Origin of the sequence: Massilia atriviolacea (assembly GCF_003953935.1) — a bacterium.
GTDB lineage: Bacteria > Pseudomonadota > Gammaproteobacteria > Burkholderiales > Burkholderiaceae_D > Telluria_A > Telluria_A atriviolacea.
Map to the genome: position 1 here is coordinate 203,134 of NZ_RXLQ01000005.1, position 18,144 is coordinate 221,277.

Here is an 18,144-nt window from a genome sequence, read left to right on the forward strand (position 1 = left end):
GGAAAGAAGATGAAATTAGTTGGCTTGGTAGGTTGGCGCGGTATGGTTGGTTCGGTCCTGATGCAGCGCATGCAGGACGAGGGCGATTTCGCCCACATCGAACCGGTGTTTTTCACGACCTCGAACGCGGGCGGCAAAGCCCCGGCGATGGCGAAGAACGAGACTACCCTGAAAGACGCAACCGACATTACCGAGCTGTCGAAATGCGAGATCATCATATCCTGCCAGGGCGGCGACTACACCAGCGAGGTGTTCCCGAAGCTGCGCGCGGCCGGCTGGAGCGGCTACTGGATCGACGCCGCCTCGACCCTGCGCATGAACGACGACGCCGTCATCGTGCTCGACCCGGTTAACCTCGACGTCATCAAGAACGCGATGAGCAAGGGCGTGAAGAACTACATCGGCGGCAATTGCACCGTCTCGTGCATGCTGATGGGCCTGGGCGGCCTGTTCCAGCACAAGCTGGTCGACTGGATGAGCTCCATGACCTACCAGGCGGCGTCCGGCGGCGGCGCCCAGCACATGCGCGAGCTGCTGACCCAGTTCGGCACCATCAACCAGTCGGTCAAGGCGCTGCTGGACAACCCGGCCGCCGCCATCCTCGACATCGACCGCACCGTGCTGGCCACCCAGCATGGCATGTCGGCGGACGAGACCAGACAGTTCGGCGTGCCGCTGGCCGGCAACCTGATTCCGTGGATCGACAAGGACCTGGGCAACGGCCAGTCGAAGGAAGAGTGGAAGGCCGGCGCCGAGACCAACAAGATCCTCGGCCTGGGCGCGGCCTTCGGCAGCAAGGAAATCCCGGTCGACGGCCTGTGCGTGCGCGTGGGCGCGATGCGCTGCCACTCGCAGGCACTGACCATCAAGCTGAAAAAGGACGTGCCGCTCGACGAAATCAACGACATCATCGCCGCCAACAACCAGTGGGTGAAAGTGGTGCCGAACACGCGCGAAGCGTCGATGCGCGACCTGTCGCCGGCGGCGGTCACGGGCAGCCTGACCATCCCGGTCGGCCGCCTGCGCAAGATGTCGATGGGCGGCGAGTACCTGTCCGCCTTCACCGTGGGCGACCAGCTGCTGTGGGGCGCGGCCGAACCGTTGCGCCGCATGCTGCGGATTATCCTCGATAAGTAATTCGGCGCAGTAAAGACGTGTAGAATTGCGTGTTGTGCATCCAATCGGTGCACAACACGGCGGCGGTGGCCGGCGCCCGACTTGCGTTTTTAGCCACCAAAACCACGGTTTTCCGTATCCTTCTTGATAATTCAGTTGTTAAATCTTGCAAGGTACTTGACATACAGGCATGAATGGGGTTCCGAGCGAGCTGTTACAGAAAGCGCGAAATTGCGTATTTAGTGAGCAGCTCCCCGACATAGTTGCTCCAAAAACTTGCATGCTCCAGAGCATGATGATATGTTGAGACCTCCGGGAAACCAGCCTTCTCCCCCGTCAACTCATGATGCCGCCAACTATGCATTTAAACACTCGCTCCAAGCTCACTTCGTTCGCGTTGAAAACCCTCACAGGCGCGGTCGCCAGTGCTGTGTTGCTCTCCACCTCAGCATACGCGGCGGGTCTCGGTAAACTGACCGTTCTGTCCGCACTCGGCCAGCCCCTGAACGCAGAGATCGAACTGACCTCGGTTGCCAATGATGAAGCGAGCGGTCTGGTCGCCAAGCTGGCCCCGGTGGAAGCCTTCCGTCAAGCCAATATCGATTTCAATCCCGCCCTGCTGTCGCTGCGTTTTAACGTCGAACAGCGCGGCGGACGCCAGATCATCAAGGTCACTTCTTCGCAACCTGTCAACGAACCCTTCGTCGATATGTTGCTTGAATTGAACTGGGGTTCCTCGGGCCGTCTGGTGCGCGAATACACCTTCCTGCTGGACCCTGTCGAAATGCGTTCGACCCAGGCTGCGCAAGTGTCCGCGCCGGTCGACGTGCTCTCGCAGGGCGCCCGCAACGGCGCCGCCGCCAAGCCGAACGCCAGGGCCGAGCGTGCCGCCGCGCGCGCCGCTGCCGCCGCCGCCAAGGCCGAAAAGGCCGCGCAAAAGACCGAGACCGCCGCCGAGCCGGCATCGCAGGAGCCGCAACGCGCGGGCGGCGCCGCCGGCAAGAATGCGGGCGACAGCGAATACCAGGTCAAGCGTGGCGATACGCTGGGCAAGATCGCGGCCCAGGTCAAGCCGGCCGACATTTCGCTCGACATGATGCTGGTCGCACTGTACCGCGCCAATCCGGACGCGTTTGCAGGCAACAACATGAACCGCCTGAAGTCGGGCCAGATCCTGTCGGTGCCCGATTCGGGCGCGATCAAGGGGTCGGACGGCGAAGCGCGCGGTGTCGTGGTGGCCCATGCCGCCGACTTCAACGCCTACCGCAGCAAGCTGGCCGGCCAGGTTGCCGGCGCGGCACCGGACAAGGAGCCTGAAAAGACCCAGAGCGCCGCCGGCAAGATCACCGCCAAGGTGGCCGAGCGTCCGACCGCCGTCAACGAATCGAAAGACCAGCTCAAGCTGTCGAAAGCGACCAGCCCGGCCGACGCCGCCGCGGCCGGCAAGACCGGCGTGCTGTCGCCGGAAGACAAGATCGCCAAAGAACGCGCCATGGCCGAAGCGACCAAGCGCGTCAAGGAACTCGAAAAGAACGTCGGCGACCTGGAAAAGATCGTCACGGTCAAGAGCAAGACCGGCGCTGCCGCGACCGCTCCTGCAACGACGCCAGCTACCCCTGCCGCCAAGACGCCGATCACCGAAGTGGTCAGCGCCAAGCCGCCGGTAACGCCGCCGGCAGCGGTCACGCCGCCACCGGCCGCCACCCCGGCCACGCCGCCAGCCGCGACCACCGCCGCCACGGCGCCAGCCCCGGTGCCTGTGATCGAGACCGCGCCGCCGGCGCCGGAAGCGGCACCGGTGCCACCGGTCGCCAAGCCGGCCGCCAAGCCGGTCGTGGCCGCGCCACCGCCGGAGCCGAGCTTCTTCGACATGCTGATGGAGAACATCGTCCTCGTGGGCGCCGCCATCGTCGCCTTGCTGGCCGGCCTGTTCGGCCTGTCGAAATGGCGCGAGCGCAAGCAGGTCGCAAGCAATCCGTCGGAGCCGTCGATCCTCGGCGCACCGACCGACCAGGCCCACTCCCTGTTCGCCGAAACGGGCGGCCAGAGCGTGGACACCAACAACAGCGTGTTCAACTCCAGCTTCGCCCCATCGGCCAGCCAGCTCGACACCAATGAAGTCGATCCGGTCGCCGAAGCCGACGTCTACATCGCCTACGGCCGCGATGCCCAGGCTGAAGAGATCCTGAAAGAAGCGCTGCGCACCCATCCGGACCGCTACCCGGTGCGCCTGAAACTGCTCGAAATCTACGCTGCCCGCAAGGACCAGCGCGCGTTCGAAAGCCAGGCCAGCGAACTGTATGGCTTGACCAAGGGCCAGGGCGACGAGTGGGCACAAGCTGCCGCACTGGGCCTGTCGATCGATGCGATGAATCCGCTGTACGCCAGCGCCGGCAGCTCGCCTGCAACGGCGGCGGCCGACCAGCCGGTAGCCCTGGCCGACCAGTTCGACGCCTCGGCGATCGACAACGGTCCGCACAGCGCGCTGATGGACCTGGACCTCGACCTGGGCAACAGCGCCACGGCTACCCCGGCGGCGCCGGTAGTAGCGGCAGCGCCGGCAGCGCCGGCCAAGGAAGAAGAGCACACCCTGGACTTCGACCTGGGCGGCCTGAGCTTCGACCCTGTCACGAACAACGAGCCAGCGCCAGCGCCGGCAGCGCAAGCCATGGACGAGCATCACCTGTCGTTCGACACGCCGGCGGTCACCCCGGCCCGCGTCGACCTGGTCAAGGATGAAACGCCGGACATGGATTTCGACATGGACTTCAACGCCCCGTCGACCGCCGCACCGGCAGCGGCCAGCGTGAGCCTGGACAAACCGGCGTCCGACGACTTCAACCTCGATGGCATGAACTTCGACCTGCCGCAATCGACGAGTGCGACGCCAAGCCTGGCCAACGACGATCCTTTCGCGGCCGACAAGACCGCCAAGGCCGAGGCGACGCCGGACTTCGACATGCACGCGCTCGACCTCGACCTGCCGGCCAGCGCCAGCACCGAAGCGACTGCATTGCCCGACTTCGGCGACATCGGCAGCGATGCCCCTGCCGGCGAACTGACTCCGGTCCAGATGGAAATGGAAACCAAGCTCGATCTGGCCATCGCCTATCAGGAAATCGGCGACAAGGAAGGTGCGCGCGAACTGCTCGACGAAGTCATCAAGGGCGGCAGCGCTGCCCAGGTGGCAAAAGCGAACGACATGCGCATCAAACTGGCGTGATGAACGGACGGCTGTTACTGGATTCAGATTCTTGAAACGCATAGCACTGGGAGTCCAGTACGACGGTACCGCCTTCAACGGGTACCAGAAGCAGCCAGACCGTAACACGGTGCAGGACCGGCTCGAAATCGCGCTCGAGCAATTCGCGCGCGTCGAGCTGGGCACCACCTGCGCCGGCCGTACCGATACCGGCGTCCACGCGCTGGAACAGGTGGTCCACTTCGACACCGACCTCGCGCGCAGCATGCAATCCTGGGTGCGCGGCGTGAACGCCTTTTTGCCCGACGCGATCGCCGTGCGCTGGGCCACCGAAGTGCCCGCGCTTCCGGGGCAGGAATTCCACGCCCGCTTCGCCGCCTTTGCGCGCACCTATCACTACGTCCTATACAACAATCCGATCCGCTCGCCGCTGCTGGCGGGCCGCGCCGGCTGGGTGTTTCGCCCGCTCGACGTGGACCTGATGCGCGCCGCCGCCCAATGCCTGGTCGGCACGCACGATTTTTCCGCTTTCCGTTCGTCGCAATGCCAGGCCAAGTCGCCGGTCAAGCAGATGCACGCGGTGCAGATCGAACGTCACGGCGAAGTCATCGTGTTCACCCTGCGCGCCAGCGCATTCCTGCACCACATGGTGCGCAACCTGATCGGCTCCCTGATCTACGTCGGCCAGGGCCGCCATGCGCCCGAGTGGATGAAGGACGTGCTCGAAGGGCGCGACCGCAACGACGCCGCGCCCACCTTCATGCCCGATGGCCTGTACCTGGCCAAAATCGATTACGATCCCAAATGGGGCCTCCCGCACGAGGCGGCCCGTCCACTTCCCTGGTTCTGAGGCGGCTCATGCAAGCATTGCAACGCACACGCATCAAGATTTGCGGGCTCACGCGCCCGGAAGATGTCCAGTCGGCGGTCGCTGCCGGCGCGGACGCACTCGGTTTCGTGTTCTATCCCGCAAGCCCGCGCTATGTGAGCGCCGCGCAGGCGGGGGCGCTGATGTCCGGCATGCCGCCGTTCGTCTCCACCGTGGCGCTGTTCGTCAATGCCAGCGTCGAGGAGGTGAGGGCGGTGGCCGCCGTGGCGCCGTTTTCGCAGCTGCAGTTCCATGGCGACGAAACGGTGGAGCAGTGCGCGGCGATTGCGGCCGCCGTGGGAAGGCCGTTCATGCGCGTGTTGCGCGTGCGGCCGGAGACCGCCGGCGCCGACCTGCTGGCCGAGGAGGCGCGCTGCCGCGCCGCCAGCCCGCTGTTTTCCGGCCTGCTGCTCGATACCTTCGTCGATGCCTACGGCGGCGCCGGCAAGGTGTTCGACTGGGCCGTCATTCCGGCCGAACTGGCGCCGCGCGTGGTCCTGAGCGGCGGCCTGACGGTCGACACGGTGGCCGGCGCGGTGCGCCAGGTGCGGCCGTACGCGGTCGACATCAGCAGCGGCGTCGAACAGGCCAAGGGCGTCAAGGATGCCGCCAAAATCGACGCCTTCGTCGCGGCCGTGCGTTCGGCCGATCCCACTGCCCGGGCATGAATCCGGAATTCGGCTACATCTTCTGCTCGGTCCTCGCGCGCGCGCGCGTCTACATCGGCGGCGTCGCGCTGGAGCTGGAAGACGCCGGCCACCCGCACGCGATCCTGTTCGAACTTGACAACGGAGCCTGGTCGCGCTGGTCGATGGAGCAGCGCCTTGCGGGCATCTGCGCCTTTCGCGACGGCGGCGTCGACAAACTCCTGTGCGTCGGCGAAACCGGCGAGGTGGAAGTCGCCGACAGCGAAGGCGCCGACGAAGAGCGGATCGGCGACGCGTCCAGCGGCCCGAATGCGCTTCGGCCGCTGCGCTGCGTGCGCATCGTCGGGGACCATGCTTACGCGGCCGGGGCCCAGCGCCAGGTGTACCGGCGCCGGCTCGACACAGCGGGCTGGGAAGCCGTCGATCGAGGCTGCGCGATCGCGCGCGGCAGTGCCGACATCGGCAGCTTCCACGCCATCGACGGGCGCGACGAACGGCTGCTCGTCGCGGTCGGCATGGGCGGCGCGGTGTGGCGCTGCGCCGACGGCGTATGGCAAGCGCTGGAGAGCCCGGCCGGCGCCGCGCTGGAGTGCGTGCTGGCCCTGGGCGGGGAGCGCTTTCTCGCTGGCGGCGCGGGCGGCTTGCTGCTGTCGATCGACGGCGCCTCGCTGCGCACGATCGAGCATGGCCTGAGCGGCGAGACCTTTGTCGACTGCGCCTTCGGATTCGGCGCTGCCTACCTGTGCACCGATCGGGGCAGCCTGTTCAGATTCGAGGCCGATACCCTGACCCGTGTCGATACCGGCCTGGCGCCGGGCGGCGGCGGGGGCGCGCTGTCGTATGCGGACGGCCTGCTGGTGTTCGTGACCGATGCCCGCGTGCTGAGCTTCGACGGCGCGCGCTGGACGGAACACGACCCGGCGGCCGAATAGGAACAGCGCCGCGTGTGGCGAGAGCGTGACTTTCACCACAAACGGCGCCGATTTGCTAGAATACATTCAACTAAATCGCACCACCCTTGCCCGCATCCGGCGTTTGTCCCGGAGCGCGCAACCTCCACGGTGGTGCCGGAAAGGCTGCGATGGTTTCTCATACCAAAAGAACGCGCGCCTCGGGTCGTTTTGTGTGGTGGCTCGGGCGTACCAAACGCGATTGACGCGGGGCTGTTCACGCCCCCTGTTTGACCAGCCATGACCGCCGCGCTTTGCCGCCATTCGCCGCCATTCGCCGCTGCGGTCTGTCAGCCGATATCACTTCGAAAGCGAGTACACCCATGAAGAACGCACCTGCGCGCGCTCCGGCCGCACCGATTTTCCAGACTTCCGATTACCAGCTGCCCGATGCGCGCGGCCATTTCGGCCCCTACGGCGGTTCGTTTGTCGCCGAAACCCTGAGCCACGCCCTGGCCGAGCTCAAGGAGGCGTACGCCAAGTACAGCCACGACCCCGCATTCCTCGACGAATTCCGCTATGAGCTCAAGCACTTCGTCGGCCGTCCTTCGCCGATCTACCACGCCAAGCGCTGGTCCGAGCAGCAGGGCGGGGCGCAGATTTTCTTCAAGCGCGAAGACCTGAACCACACCGGCGCGCACAAGATCAACAACGTGATCGGCCAGGCCTTGCTGGCCAAGCGCATGGGCAAGCCGCGCATCATCGCCGAAACCGGCGCCGGCCAGCACGGCGTGGCCACGGCCACCATCTGCGCCCGCTTCGGCCTCGAATGCGTGGTCTACATGGGCAGCGAAGACGTCAAGCGCCAGGCCCAGAACGTGTACCGCATGAAGCTGCTCGGCGCGACCGTGGTGCCGGTGGAATCGGGCTCGAAGACGCTCAAGGACGCGCTCAACGAAGCGATGCGCGACTGGGTCACGAACATCGAAAACACCTTCTACATCATCGGCACGGTGGCAGGCCCGCACCCGTATCCGATGATGGTGCGCGACTTCCAGTCGGTGATCGGCGAGGAATGCCTGGTGCAGATGCCGGAATTGGCCGGACGCCAGCCCGACTACGTGCTGGCCTGTATCGGCGGCGGCTCCAACGCCATGGGGATCTTTTATCCCTACATCGACGAGAAGAACGTCAAGCTGATCGGGGTCGAAGCGGCGGGCGAAGGGCTCGACTCGGGCAAGCATTCGGCCTCGCTGACGGCCGGCATTCCGGGCGTCCTGCACGGCAACCGCACCTACCTGCTGCAGGACGAGAACGGGCAGATCATCGAGACGCATTCGGTCTCGGCCGGCCTCGATTATCCGGGCGTGGGTCCGGAGCACGCGTGGCTGAAGGACCTGGGGCGCGCGCAGTATGTGTCGGTGACCGACGAGGAAGCGCTGGCGGCTTTCCACGACTGCTGCCATATCGAAGGCATCATCCCCGCGCTGGAATCGTCGCACGCGCTGGCGTATGCGGCCAAGCTGGCGGCGACCCTGCCCAAGGAGCAGCTGGTACTGGTCAACCTGTCGGGCCGCGGCGACAAGGACATGCACACGGTGGCGGAGCGGATGGGGCTCGATTTCAGCTAGCTTGTTATCGGCTTGTTATCGGCTTGTTAACGACTCGTTTGCTGACCTTGTCCCTTTTCGATCCCACTACCAGAAAGCATCGCCATGTCCAGAATCGCTCCAACCTTTGCCGCTTTGGCGGCCAGTAAAAAAACCGCGCTCGTCACCTTTATCACGGCCGGCGACCCGGGTCCCGAGATGACCGTGCCGCTGATGCACGCCCTGGTTGCCGGCGGCGCCGACATCCTCGAACTCGGTGTGCCGTTTTCCGATCCGATGGCCGAAGGCCCGGTCATCCAGCGCGCCTGCGAGCGCGCGCTCAAGTTCAACGTCGGCATCGGCGACGTGTTCGGCTATGTGCGTGAATTCCGCAAGACCAACAAGAGCACGCCGGTAGTGCTGATGGGCTATGCCAATCCGATCGAGCGCATCGGCTCGAGCGCCTTTATCGCCAAGGCCAAAGAGGTGGGGGCGGACGGCGCCATCGTGGTCGATTATCCGCCCGAAGAATGCGAAGAATTCGCCAACGCCATGCGCGCCGGCGAGCTCGATCTGATCTTCCTGCTGGCGCCGACCTCGACGCCTGAGCGCATCGCGCAGGTGGCCAGGTACGGCAGCGGCTTCAGTTATTACGTCTCGCTCAAGGGCGTGACCGGCGCCGGCAATATCGACGTGGACGATGTGGCGCGCCGCCTGGCGCCGATTCGCGAGCACGTCAAGCTGCCGATCGGCGTGGGCTTCGGGATTCGCGATGGCGAGACCGCCAGGGCGGTGGCGCAGGTGGCCGATGCGGTGGTGATCGGCAGCCGGATCATCCAGGAGATCGAGGCCACGCCGAAGGACCAGGCGGTCGAGGCAGTCCAGCGTTTCGTCGCGGGAATCCGTAGCGCGCTCGATCGCCGAGAGGCTTGATGTAGATCGACTCGCGCAGGGTCTTGCCGCCGGAAGAATGGGTCTGGGATCTGCTCCTCGACCCTTCTCAAAAGAATGCCGACATGCAGCACGCCCAGTCCGGGCGATGATGAGTTCGACATGGAATTCATTCGTTCATTTCCGCGCTTCGCGCCTGCGGAGTATCCGATTCCGCGCAACGGTTGCCGGCCCTTGATGCCGTCAACATGAACGCCAGATGCGCCGCCTCGGGCACGCATGCGCCGATCCCGTCTTTCATTCCAGCCAAGAACCCTTCTTCACCTGCCGCCATCAGCTCTTGCTTACGGCTTGCAAATTTTGCCTGTAAACCATGCTAATTGGTCCCGTTTCGGCCGGTTTCCTCGCAAAATAAAGATTGGACACCCGTACATACGGGGCATAGGATAGCTTCCGCTCACGCCTGAAAACGTTTTCATTTCCTACGCCACCAAGAAAAGCGAATCCCATGACACGCATGCATCGACTCTCGACGATTGCTGCGGCCTGCGCCCTGTGCGCCGCCGCTGCCGCACCGGCTTGCGCCGCAACCGAAACCTACCAATGGACCAGTGTCGCCATGGGCGGCGGCGGTTTCGTCTCGGCGGTGATCCCGAGCAAGACCCAGAAGGGCCTGGCCTACGCCCGCACCGACGTCGGCGGCGCCTACCGCTGGGACAGCACGGCCGCGCGCTGGGTCGCGCTGCTCGACTGGGCGTCGGAAGACGAAACCGGCCTGCTGGGCGTCGAATCGATCGCACTCGACCCGAAAAACCCGGCCAAGGTCTACCTGCTGGCCGGCATCAGCTACTTCAACAACGGCAAGACCATGATCCTGCGCTCCTCGGATTACGGTAAAACCTTCATCAAGACCGATGTCTCGGCCCTGTTCAAGGCGCACGGCAACGGCATGGGCCGCCAGAGCGGCGAACGCCTGCAGCTCGATCCCGGTTCCAGCAACATCCTGTACGCGGGCACGCGCGCCAACGGCCTGTTCAGGAGTACCGACAGCGGCGCCACCTGGGCCCGCCTTGCCGGCCTGAACGTGACCACCACGCCCAACGAAAACGGCATCAACTTCGTCGCGCTCGACCCGTCCAGCGTGGCGGGCGGCGCGGCCCAGCGCATCGTGGTCGGCGTGTCGCGCTTCGGCTACGTCGGACCGAACCTGTACCGCAGCAACGATGGCGGCCAGACCTTCGCCCCGGTCGCAGGCGCCCCGACCGACCTGATGCCGCAGCGCGCCGCCCGCGCCGGCGACGGCAACCTGTATGTCACCTACGCCAACGGCGCCGGTCCGCACGGCCACTGGGCGCAGCCGGAACCGATGGACCGCGGCCAGATCTGGAAGTACAACATCGGCAGCGGCGCCTGGACCAATGTCACGCCGGCCGGGGTCGGCTCGGCCTTCAGCGGCATCAGCGTCGCGCCCGACAATCCGAACAAGCTGGTGGCCTCGACCGTCAACACCTACCAAGCCCAGGGCAATGCCTGGGGCGACCGCATCTATACCTCGACCAACGGCGGGGCCAGCTGGACCGACGTGATCGCGCGCGGCTTCGCCAAGGACAGCGCGGGCGTATCCTGGGTCGGCGACAAGGCGATCCACTGGGCTGGCACGGTCGAGATCGACCCTTTCGATACCAGGGCGGCCTGGGTGTCGTCCGGTAACGGCATCTTCAAGACCGCCAATATCGACGCCACGCCGGCCACCTGGACCTTCAACGTGGCCGGGCTGGAAGAAACCGTGCCCCTCAACCTGGTCAGCATTCCCGGCGGTCCGCTGGTGTCGGCCATCGGCGATTACGATGGTTTCCGCCACACCGACACCACCCGCTACGCGCCGATCCACACGCCGCCGATCGGCACCACCACCGGCCTCGACTTTGCCGCGCGCAAGACCTCGGTCCTGGTGCGTGCCGGGGGCAACGATACGCCCGCCATGTATTACTCGACCGACACCGGCGCCAGCTGGAAAAAGAGTCCGGTGATGAACGGCAAGAACGGCCAGGTCGCGCTGTCGGCGGACGGCGCCGTGCTGCTGCACAGCCCCGACAATTCGGCCACCAGCTACCGGTCGACCGACTTCGGCGCCAGCTGGACTACCGTCAATGGGCTGAACGTGAGCAGCGCCCGTCCGGTGGCGGACGCCGTTAATCCGCGCAAGTTCTATGCCTACGATAACGGCCGCATGTTCGTCAGTACCGACGGCGGCGTCTCCTTCGCGCCTAAGGCGAACTTGCAGCCGGGCGGCTCGAAAGTCATCCGCGCCGTGCCGAACCGGGAAGGGGAGCTGTGGGTGGCGCTGAACGGCGCGGGCCTGGCGCGCTCGACCGATTCGGGCGCCAGTTTTGCGAGCATCGGCAGCGTGAGCCATGCCGGCGCGGTCGGCTTCGGCGCCGCGGCGCCGGGCGCCACCGCCCCGACGGTCTATATCTGGGGTACGGTCGGCGGCGTGAAGGGCGTGCACCGCTCGGTCGACGCCGGCGCCACCTGGGTGCGCGTCAACGACGATGCGCACCAGTACGGCGGTCCGGCCAACGGCCAGTTCGTCATCGGCGACATGAACCGCTTTGGCGTGGTGTACATGAGTACCGCCGGACGCGGGATCGCGATGGGCGTGCCTGGCGCAAGCACCACGCCGCCGATCGATCCGCCGCCGCCGGTCGAACCGCCGCCAACGCCGACGCCGGCCGGCCAGTGCGTCTACCAGGTGCGCAGCCAGTGGCCGGGTGGATTCAACGGGGCGGTGCAGATCACCAACCGTGGCAGCACGGCCATAAATGGCTGGAGCGTGAGCTGGACCTATTCGGATGGCTCGAAGGTGGCCAGCATGTGGAATGCGGCCTTGAGCGGCAGCAATCCGTACACGGCCACCAATGTCGGCTGGAACGCAGTGATCCAGCCGGGGCAGACTGTCGAGTTCGGCTTCCAGGGCAGCAGCGGCAGCGCCGGCAGCCAGGTGCCGGTCCTGGGCGGCGCCACCTGCGCCAGGGCAAAGTAAGCGCTCACTCCGCTCCATGGAGGCGTACGGTGAGCACTCACTGGCGCCGCACAGCAGCTAGCGCGCAGCCGGGTCCACGATCCGGCTGCGCGCTTCTATAGCCAGCCCTGGCGCCACTGCGTCTCGTCGCGCAGGGTTTGCCATGCGATGCGCCGCGTTTGCCGGCTGTGCACGGCATCGATATCGACCCATTCCACGGCGCCGCCCGGCTCCTCGGGCTCGATCACCCTGGTCACGATGAAGTGCTTTTCCTTGTTCACAGGCGCCAGCGCCGTCCATTTCGAAAGCAGTAATTTTTTAGGATGCAAGGGATTCATGCCTGGAGCATAACGCATCACAACGGTTCGCGCCGCACGGGGAACTAGTCGGCACCTTGCGTATCGAACAGCCATACCGGCACTGAGAACAATGTTAAATATGCAATTTTCATTCCGTTGTGTTCGACAAGCAGTGTCTTAACGGCTAAACTACCGACCACTAAGATGCCGCAGAAGGAGAATGTATGAGTTGGTTAGAGAAACTACTGCCCCCACGAATCCAGCGTTCCGACGCTGCCGCGCGCAAGACCATGCCCGAAGGCCTGTGGGTCAAGTGCCCCTCCTGCGAAGCCGTTTTGTACCGTACCGACCTCGAATCGAATCTGCATGTCTGCCCCAAATGCAGCCACCACATGCGCATCCGCGCCCGCGAGCGCCTCGACGGCCTGCTCGACGAAGGCGGCCGTTATGAAATCGGCCAGGAAACCCTGCCGGTCGATACCCTCAAGTTCAAAGACAGCAAAAAGTACCCGGACCGCCTGAAAGCGGCGATGGAAGCGACCGGCGAGACCGACGCGCTGATCGTCATGGGCGGCGCCATCATGAGCCTGCCGGTGGTCGTGGCCTGCTTCGAATTCGAATTCATGGGCGGCTCCATGGGCTCCGTGGTCGGCGAGCGCTTCGTGCGCGGCGCCCAGATCGCGCTCGAGCAAAAAGTGCCGTTCGTCTGCATCACCGCCACCGGCGGCGCCCGCATGCAGGAAGGCTTGCTGTCGCTGATGCAGATGGCCAAAACCACGGCCATGCTGACCAAGCTGTCCGAAAAGAAGCTGCCTTTCATCAGCGTGCTGACCGACCCGACCATGGGCGGCGTGTCGGCCTCGTTCGCCTTCATGGGCGACGTCGTCATCGCCGAGCCGAAAGCGCTGATCGGCTTTGCCGGCCCGCGCGTGATCGAGAACACCGTGCGCGAAAAGCTGCCGGAAGGCTTCCAGCGCGCCGAATTCCTGGTCACCAAGGGCGCTGTCGACATGATCGTCGACCGCCGCAAGATGCGCGAAGAAATCGCGCGCCTGCTGGCGCTGCTGCAAGACCAGGCGGTTGAAGTCCTGGCCTGATCGCTTTTCGCGGCCGGGACTATTCTGACTGGTTCAGGCCAGTTGTTTCATCGCGGTTCATGGCGGACGGGCATGCCCGGCTTCCATGAGCCGCCGTTGTTTTTACAGGTTCACTCCATGTCCACACTCCCCACCACCTTGCCCGACTGGCTGGCCCTGCTCGAATCGCGCCATGCCGAAATCCACATCAACATGGGTCTGGACCGCGTGCGCCAGGTCAAGGAGCGCCTGGGCCTGGCGTTCGGCTGCCCGGTCATCATGGTGGCCGGCACCAACGGCAAGGGCTCGACCTGCTCGATGCTCGAAGCGATCCTGCTGCGCGCCGGCTACAAGGTGGGCCTGTACATCAAGCCGCACTTCCTCGACTTTAACGAGCGCGCCCGCATCAATGGCGACATGGCGTCCGACGACGCCCTCATCGCCAGCTTCAACGCGGTCGAAGCGCAGCGCGGCGATACCGACCTGACGTACTTCGAATTCACCACCCTGGCCATCATGCACCTGCTGGCCGGCGCGCAGCTGGACGTGGCGATCCTGGAAGTGGGCCTGGGCGGGCGCCTGGACGCGGTCAACGTGATCGACGCCGACGTCGCCATCGTCACCTCGATCGATATCGACCACACCGACTTCCTCGGCACCACGCGCGAGGAAATCGGTGTCGAGAAAGCCGGCATTTTCCGCCCCGGCAAAGCGGCCATCTGCAGCGACCCTGTGCCGCCGCAATCCTTGATCGAGCATGCCGAGGCCATCGGCGCCGACCTGTGGCTGCTGGGCCGCGACTTCAATTATTCCGGCGACAAACAGCAATGGAACTACGGCGGACGCGAACAGCGCCGCAATTCGCTGGCCTATCCGAGCCTGCGCGGCGCCAACCAGCTGCTCAACGCCTCGGCCGCGCTGGCCGCGCTCGAAGTGCTGCGCCTGCAACTGCCGGTCGGCGCGCAGGAAGTGCGCACCGGGCTGGTGGTGGTCGAGCTGCCGGGACGCTTCCAGGTGCTGCCGGGGCGCCCGACCGTCATCCTCGACGTCGCCCACAACCCGCACGCAGCCTCCGCCCTGGCCCAGAACCTCGGCAACATGGGCTTCCATCCCTACACCTACGCCGTGTTCGGGATCATGCAGGACAAGGATATCGACGCCGTGATCGCCCCCATGGCCGACTATGTCGACCACTGGTGCGTTGCCAACCTGCCATCGCCGCGCGCGGCCGATCCGGAAACGCTGGCCGATACCCTGGCGGCGCTGCCGTCGGGCGACGCCAAACCGGGCGAACGCAGCGTGACTACCTTCGCCGACCCGGCCGCGGCTTTTGCAAATGCGATGAGCCGGGCCGGGGAGAATGATAGAATTGTGGTCTTTGGCTCCTTCTACACCGTCGCCGGTGTGATGGCTGCCCGAAAATCCTCACATCACTGAAGAAAAACGCATGGGCTTGTTCTCGTTCCTCAATAAAAACAAGCAAGAAGCCACGGAAGACAGTGGCTATTATTCCAAGTCGGACGACGACAGCGTCGCCGCCCGTGCCCGTTCCAAACGCGCATCCAGCGCCAACGAACCCGCCGCCCGCCGCAGCAAGGAAGCGCGCGCCGCCGCCGATCCGGTCCTGCCCGAGAAAAAACGCGCGCGCCGCCGCCTGGTCGGCGCCATTGCACTGGCGCTCGGCGTGGCGGTCGGCTTGCCGATGGTGCTCGACTCCGAGCCCAAGCCGCCGGTCGGCGACATCGATATCCGCATTCCCTCCAAGGACAAGGTCGCACCGCAGGCCCAGCCGCGCGCCGTGGCCGCCGCCGACGCGCTCGACAAGCGCGAAGAAATCGTCGACGTGCCGCCGCCGGCCATGGTGACGCTGCCCAAGGAGCGCCCGCTGCCGAAGGACGAGGTCAAGCCCGTGGCCAAGCCGGAACCGAAGCCGGAACCGAAGCCGGTCGCCAGGCCCGAGCCGAAGCTCGTCGCCAAGGTCGACAAGCCAAAGCCGGAGCACAAGGTCGAACCGAAGGTCGAGCCTAAACCGGAGCCGAAGCCCGAACCCAAGCTCGCCGAGGTCAAGCGCGTCGAAAAGCCGGTTGAAAAGCCGGTCGAAAAGCCGGTTGAAAAGCCGGTCGAAAAGCCGCTGGCCAAGGCCCCGCCCAAGGTCGATGAGAAGGACAAGCCGGCCGTCAAGCCGCCGGTGCCGGACGCCCAGCGCGCCATGTCCATCCTCGAAGGCAAGAGCGCCGACGACAACCAGCGCTTCGTGGTGCAGGTCGCGGCGCTGGCCACCCAGGAAAAAGTCAACGAATTGCAGGCCAAGCTGGCCGGGGCCGGCATCCGCTCGTTCACGCACAAGACCTCGACCCAGTCGGGCGACCGGATTCGCGTGCAGGTAGGCCCGTTCAGCAAGGATGAAGCCGAAAAAGTGCGCGCCAAGTTAAGCAAGATGGGACTGTCGGGCATCATGGTCCCGGGTTGATGGTGAAGGCCGGGGCGAACGCAAGGTGACCGAGTTCGATTACGTGGTGCTGGCGATCCTGGTGTCGTCGGCCATCATCGGCATGCTGCGCGGCCTGGTCAAGGAAATCCTGTCGCTGATCAGCTGGGTGGTGGCCTTCGTCGTCGCCAATGCCTACGGCGCCGAACTGGCCCCCTTGCTGTCGGCGATACCGGGGGAGACGGTGCGCCTGATGGTCGCCTTCGTGGCGCTGTTCCTCGGCACCCGCATCCTGATGGGACTGGTCATGATGGCGGTCGACCTGATGGTCAAGGCCACCGGACTGAGTCCCGCGAACCGCATGCTGGGCGCCCTGTTCGGGCTCGCGCGCGGGCTGGTGATCGTGCTGGCCGCCGTCATCTTGTGCGGCATGACCGACCTGCCGAAGCAGGCGTTCTGGACCGGCGCGGTAACGAGTCCCATGGCCGAACAGGGCGCGCGCATGGTGAAGACATGTTTGCCGCCCGACCTGGCGCGGCACGTAAAGTTTTGACATTTTTTAAAATCAGTAGGTCCAGTCTCTAGGAGCGCTTCATGTGTGGCATCGTCGGCGTCGTCTCGAATAACCCGGTCAACCAGTTGCTGTATGACGCTTTGCTGCTCTTGCAGCACCGCGGTCAGGATGCGGCGGGTATCGCAACCAGTCATTCCAATATGTTTTCCATGCACAAGGCCAATGGCCTCGTGCGTGACGTTTTCCGCACGCGTAACATGCGTTCGCTGCAGGGCAATTCGGGGATCGGCCATTGCCGCTATCCGACCGCCGGTTCGTCCAGCGAAGAAGAAGCGCAGCCGTTCTACGTGAATGCGCCGTTCGGCATCACGCTCGCGCACAACGGCAACCTGACCAACCAGGAACAGCTCAAGTCCGAGATGTTCCGCAACGACCGCCGCCACATCAACACCGATTCCGACTCGGAAGTGCTGCTCAACGTGCTGGCGCATGAAATCCAGGAATCGACCACCGGCTTCACGCTCGATCCGGACGCCGTGTTCAAGGCGGTGCAGGCGGTGCACCGGCGCGTGCGCGGCGCCTACGCCGTCGTCGCCCAGATCGCCGGCCACGGCCTGCTGGCCTTCCGCGATCCGTTCGGCATCCGTCCGCTGTGCATCGGCACCAACGAGACCGACAACGGCATCGAATACCTGGTCGCCAGCGAATCGGTGGCGCTGGAAGGGATGGGCTTTCGCTTCCTGCGCGATATCGCGCCGGGCGAAGCGGTCTTCATCGACATGGACAGCAAGCTGCACGAACGCCAGTGCGCCGACAATCCCTCGCTCAACCCGTGCGCCTTCGAATACGTGTACCTGGCCCGCCCGGACTCGATCCTCGACGGCGCCTCGGTCTACGCCACGCGCCTGAAAATGGGCGAGTACCTGGCCGACAAGGTGCGCCAGCAATTCAAGTCGGGCGAGATCGACGTGGTCATGCCGATTCCCGATTCCTCGCGTCCTGCCGCGATCCAGCTCGCGCTCAAGCTGGGCGTGGAGTACCGCGAAGGCTTCATCAAGAACCGCTACATCGGCCGCACCTTCCTGATGCCGGGCCAGGCGATCCGCCGCAAGTCGGTGCGCCAGAAGCTCAACGCCATCGGTTCCGAATTCAAGGGCAAGAACGTGCTGCTGGTCGACGACTCGATCGTGCGCGGCACCACCAGCCAGGAAATCGTGCAGATGGCGCGCGAAGCGGGCGCGCGCAATGTGTTCTTCGCATCGGCCGCGCCGCCGGTCCTGTTCCCGAACGTGTACGGGATCGACATGCCGACACGCGATGAACTGATCGCCTACGGCCGCAGCACCGAGGAAGTGTGCCGCGAGATCACGGCCGACGCCCTGGTGTACCAGGATGTCGATGCGCTCAAGCGCGCGATCTCGGACGTCAATCCGGCCTTGAAGAGCTTCGAGGCATCCTGCTTCGATGGCGTCTACGTGACCGGCGACGTTACGCCCGCCTACCTGGACCGGCTGGAATTCGCGCGCCACAATCCGAAAGCCGCACCGGCCGAAGACGCGGCGCGTACCCAGCTGAACCTGAACCTGGCCAACGCCGAGTAAT

15 protein-coding genes are annotated in these 18,144 nt (G+C 65.2%); 13 read left to right on the plus strand and 2 right to left on the minus strand.

Annotated features, from left to right (window positions below):
• The first annotated feature begins 9 nt into the window (after positions 1–9).
• The 7 genes from asd (at position 10) to trpA (ending at position 9,245) form a co-directional block, all read left to right on the plus strand.
• Positions 10–1,137, plus strand: a complete 1,128-nt coding sequence (gene asd, locus EJB06_RS11380) for an aspartate-semialdehyde dehydrogenase (protein ID WP_126074141.1) — start codon at positions 10–12, stop codon at positions 1,135–1,137.
• 376 nt (positions 1,138–1,513) lie between these two features.
• Positions 1,514–4,339 carry a motility hub landmark protein FimV gene (locus tag EJB06_RS11385; RefSeq protein WP_307720445.1) on the plus strand — a complete coding sequence of 942 codons (2,826 nt, stop codon included), beginning with the start codon at positions 1,514–1,516 and terminating at the stop codon, positions 4,337–4,339.
• Between the two features lie 31 nt (positions 4,340–4,370).
• A complete protein-coding gene (gene truA / locus EJB06_RS11390) occupies positions 4,371–5,168 on the plus strand; it encodes a tRNA pseudouridine(38-40) synthase TruA (protein ID WP_126074143.1) in 798 nt (265 codons plus the stop codon).
• Positions 5,169–5,185: 17 nt separating this feature from the next.
• A complete protein-coding gene (locus EJB06_RS11395; protein ID WP_126074314.1) occupies positions 5,186–5,854 on the plus strand; it encodes a phosphoribosylanthranilate isomerase in 669 nt (222 codons plus the stop codon).
• Entirely contained in the window at positions 5,851–6,765 is a 915-nt protein-coding gene (locus EJB06_RS11400; protein ID WP_126074144.1) for a hypothetical protein, read from the plus strand. Before EJB06_RS11395 ends, EJB06_RS11400 begins: the two co-directional genes overlap by 4 nt.
• A gap of 341 nt (positions 6,766–7,106) precedes the next feature.
• Positions 7,107–8,354, plus strand: coding sequence for a tryptophan synthase subunit beta (gene trpB, locus EJB06_RS11405; protein ID WP_126074145.1), 1,248 nt, complete (start codon positions 7,107–7,109; stop codon positions 8,352–8,354).
• Between the two features lie 84 nt (positions 8,355–8,438).
• The gene (gene trpA / locus EJB06_RS11410) at positions 8,439–9,245 is read left to right on the plus strand and encodes a tryptophan synthase subunit alpha (RefSeq protein ID WP_126074146.1); all 807 of its coding nucleotides are present in this window, start codon (positions 8,439–8,441) and stop codon (positions 9,243–9,245) included.
• Between the two features lie 127 nt (positions 9,246–9,372).
• Here trpA and EJB06_RS31825 read toward each other — a convergent pair whose 3' ends face one another.
• Positions 9,373–9,537, minus strand: coding sequence for a hypothetical protein (locus tag EJB06_RS31825; protein ID WP_164557892.1), 165 nt, complete (start codon positions 9,535–9,537; stop codon positions 9,373–9,375).
• Between the two features lie 174 nt (positions 9,538–9,711).
• Between EJB06_RS31825 and EJB06_RS11415 the strand changes: the two genes are divergently transcribed.
• On the plus strand, positions 9,712–12,246 hold the full coding sequence (locus tag EJB06_RS11415) for a cellulose binding domain-containing protein (protein WP_164557893.1): 2,535 nt from the start codon (positions 9,712–9,714) through the stop codon (positions 12,244–12,246).
• A 95-nt stretch (positions 12,247–12,341) separates the two neighbouring features.
• Here the strand turns inward: EJB06_RS11415 and EJB06_RS11420 are convergent, their stop codons facing one another.
• Positions 12,342–12,638 carry a TIGR02450 family Trp-rich protein gene (locus EJB06_RS11420; protein WP_307720446.1) on the minus strand — a complete coding sequence of 99 codons (297 nt, stop codon included), beginning with the start codon at positions 12,636–12,638 and terminating at the stop codon, positions 12,342–12,344.
• Between the two features lie 110 nt (positions 12,639–12,748).
• On the opposite strand from EJB06_RS11420, the gene accD reads away from it, so the two are divergent.
• The 5 genes from accD to purF all read left to right on the plus strand — a co-directional run bounded on the left by accD (position 12,749) and on the right by purF (position 18,143).
• Entirely contained in the window at positions 12,749–13,621 is an 873-nt protein-coding gene (gene accD / locus EJB06_RS11425) for an acetyl-CoA carboxylase, carboxyltransferase subunit beta (RefSeq protein WP_126074147.1), read from the plus strand.
• Between the two features lie 117 nt (positions 13,622–13,738).
• Positions 13,739–15,037, plus strand: coding sequence for a bifunctional tetrahydrofolate synthase/dihydrofolate synthase (folC, locus tag EJB06_RS11430; protein ID WP_126074148.1), 1,299 nt, complete (start codon positions 13,739–13,741; stop codon positions 15,035–15,037).
• A gap of 10 nt (positions 15,038–15,047) precedes the next feature.
• Positions 15,048–16,070 (plus strand): SPOR domain-containing protein, encoded by a 1,023-nt coding sequence (locus tag EJB06_RS11435; protein WP_126074149.1) that lies wholly within the window; start codon positions 15,048–15,050, stop codon positions 16,068–16,070.
• A gap of 25 nt (positions 16,071–16,095) precedes the next feature.
• Positions 16,096–16,581, plus strand: a complete 486-nt coding sequence (locus EJB06_RS11440; RefSeq protein ID WP_126074150.1) for a CvpA family protein — start codon at positions 16,096–16,098, stop codon at positions 16,579–16,581.
• Between the two features lie 41 nt (positions 16,582–16,622).
• Positions 16,623–18,143, plus strand: a complete 1,521-nt coding sequence (purF, locus tag EJB06_RS11445) for an amidophosphoribosyltransferase (RefSeq protein ID WP_126074151.1) — start codon at positions 16,623–16,625, stop codon at positions 18,141–18,143.
• The last annotated feature ends 1 nt before the right edge of the window (position 18,144 follow it).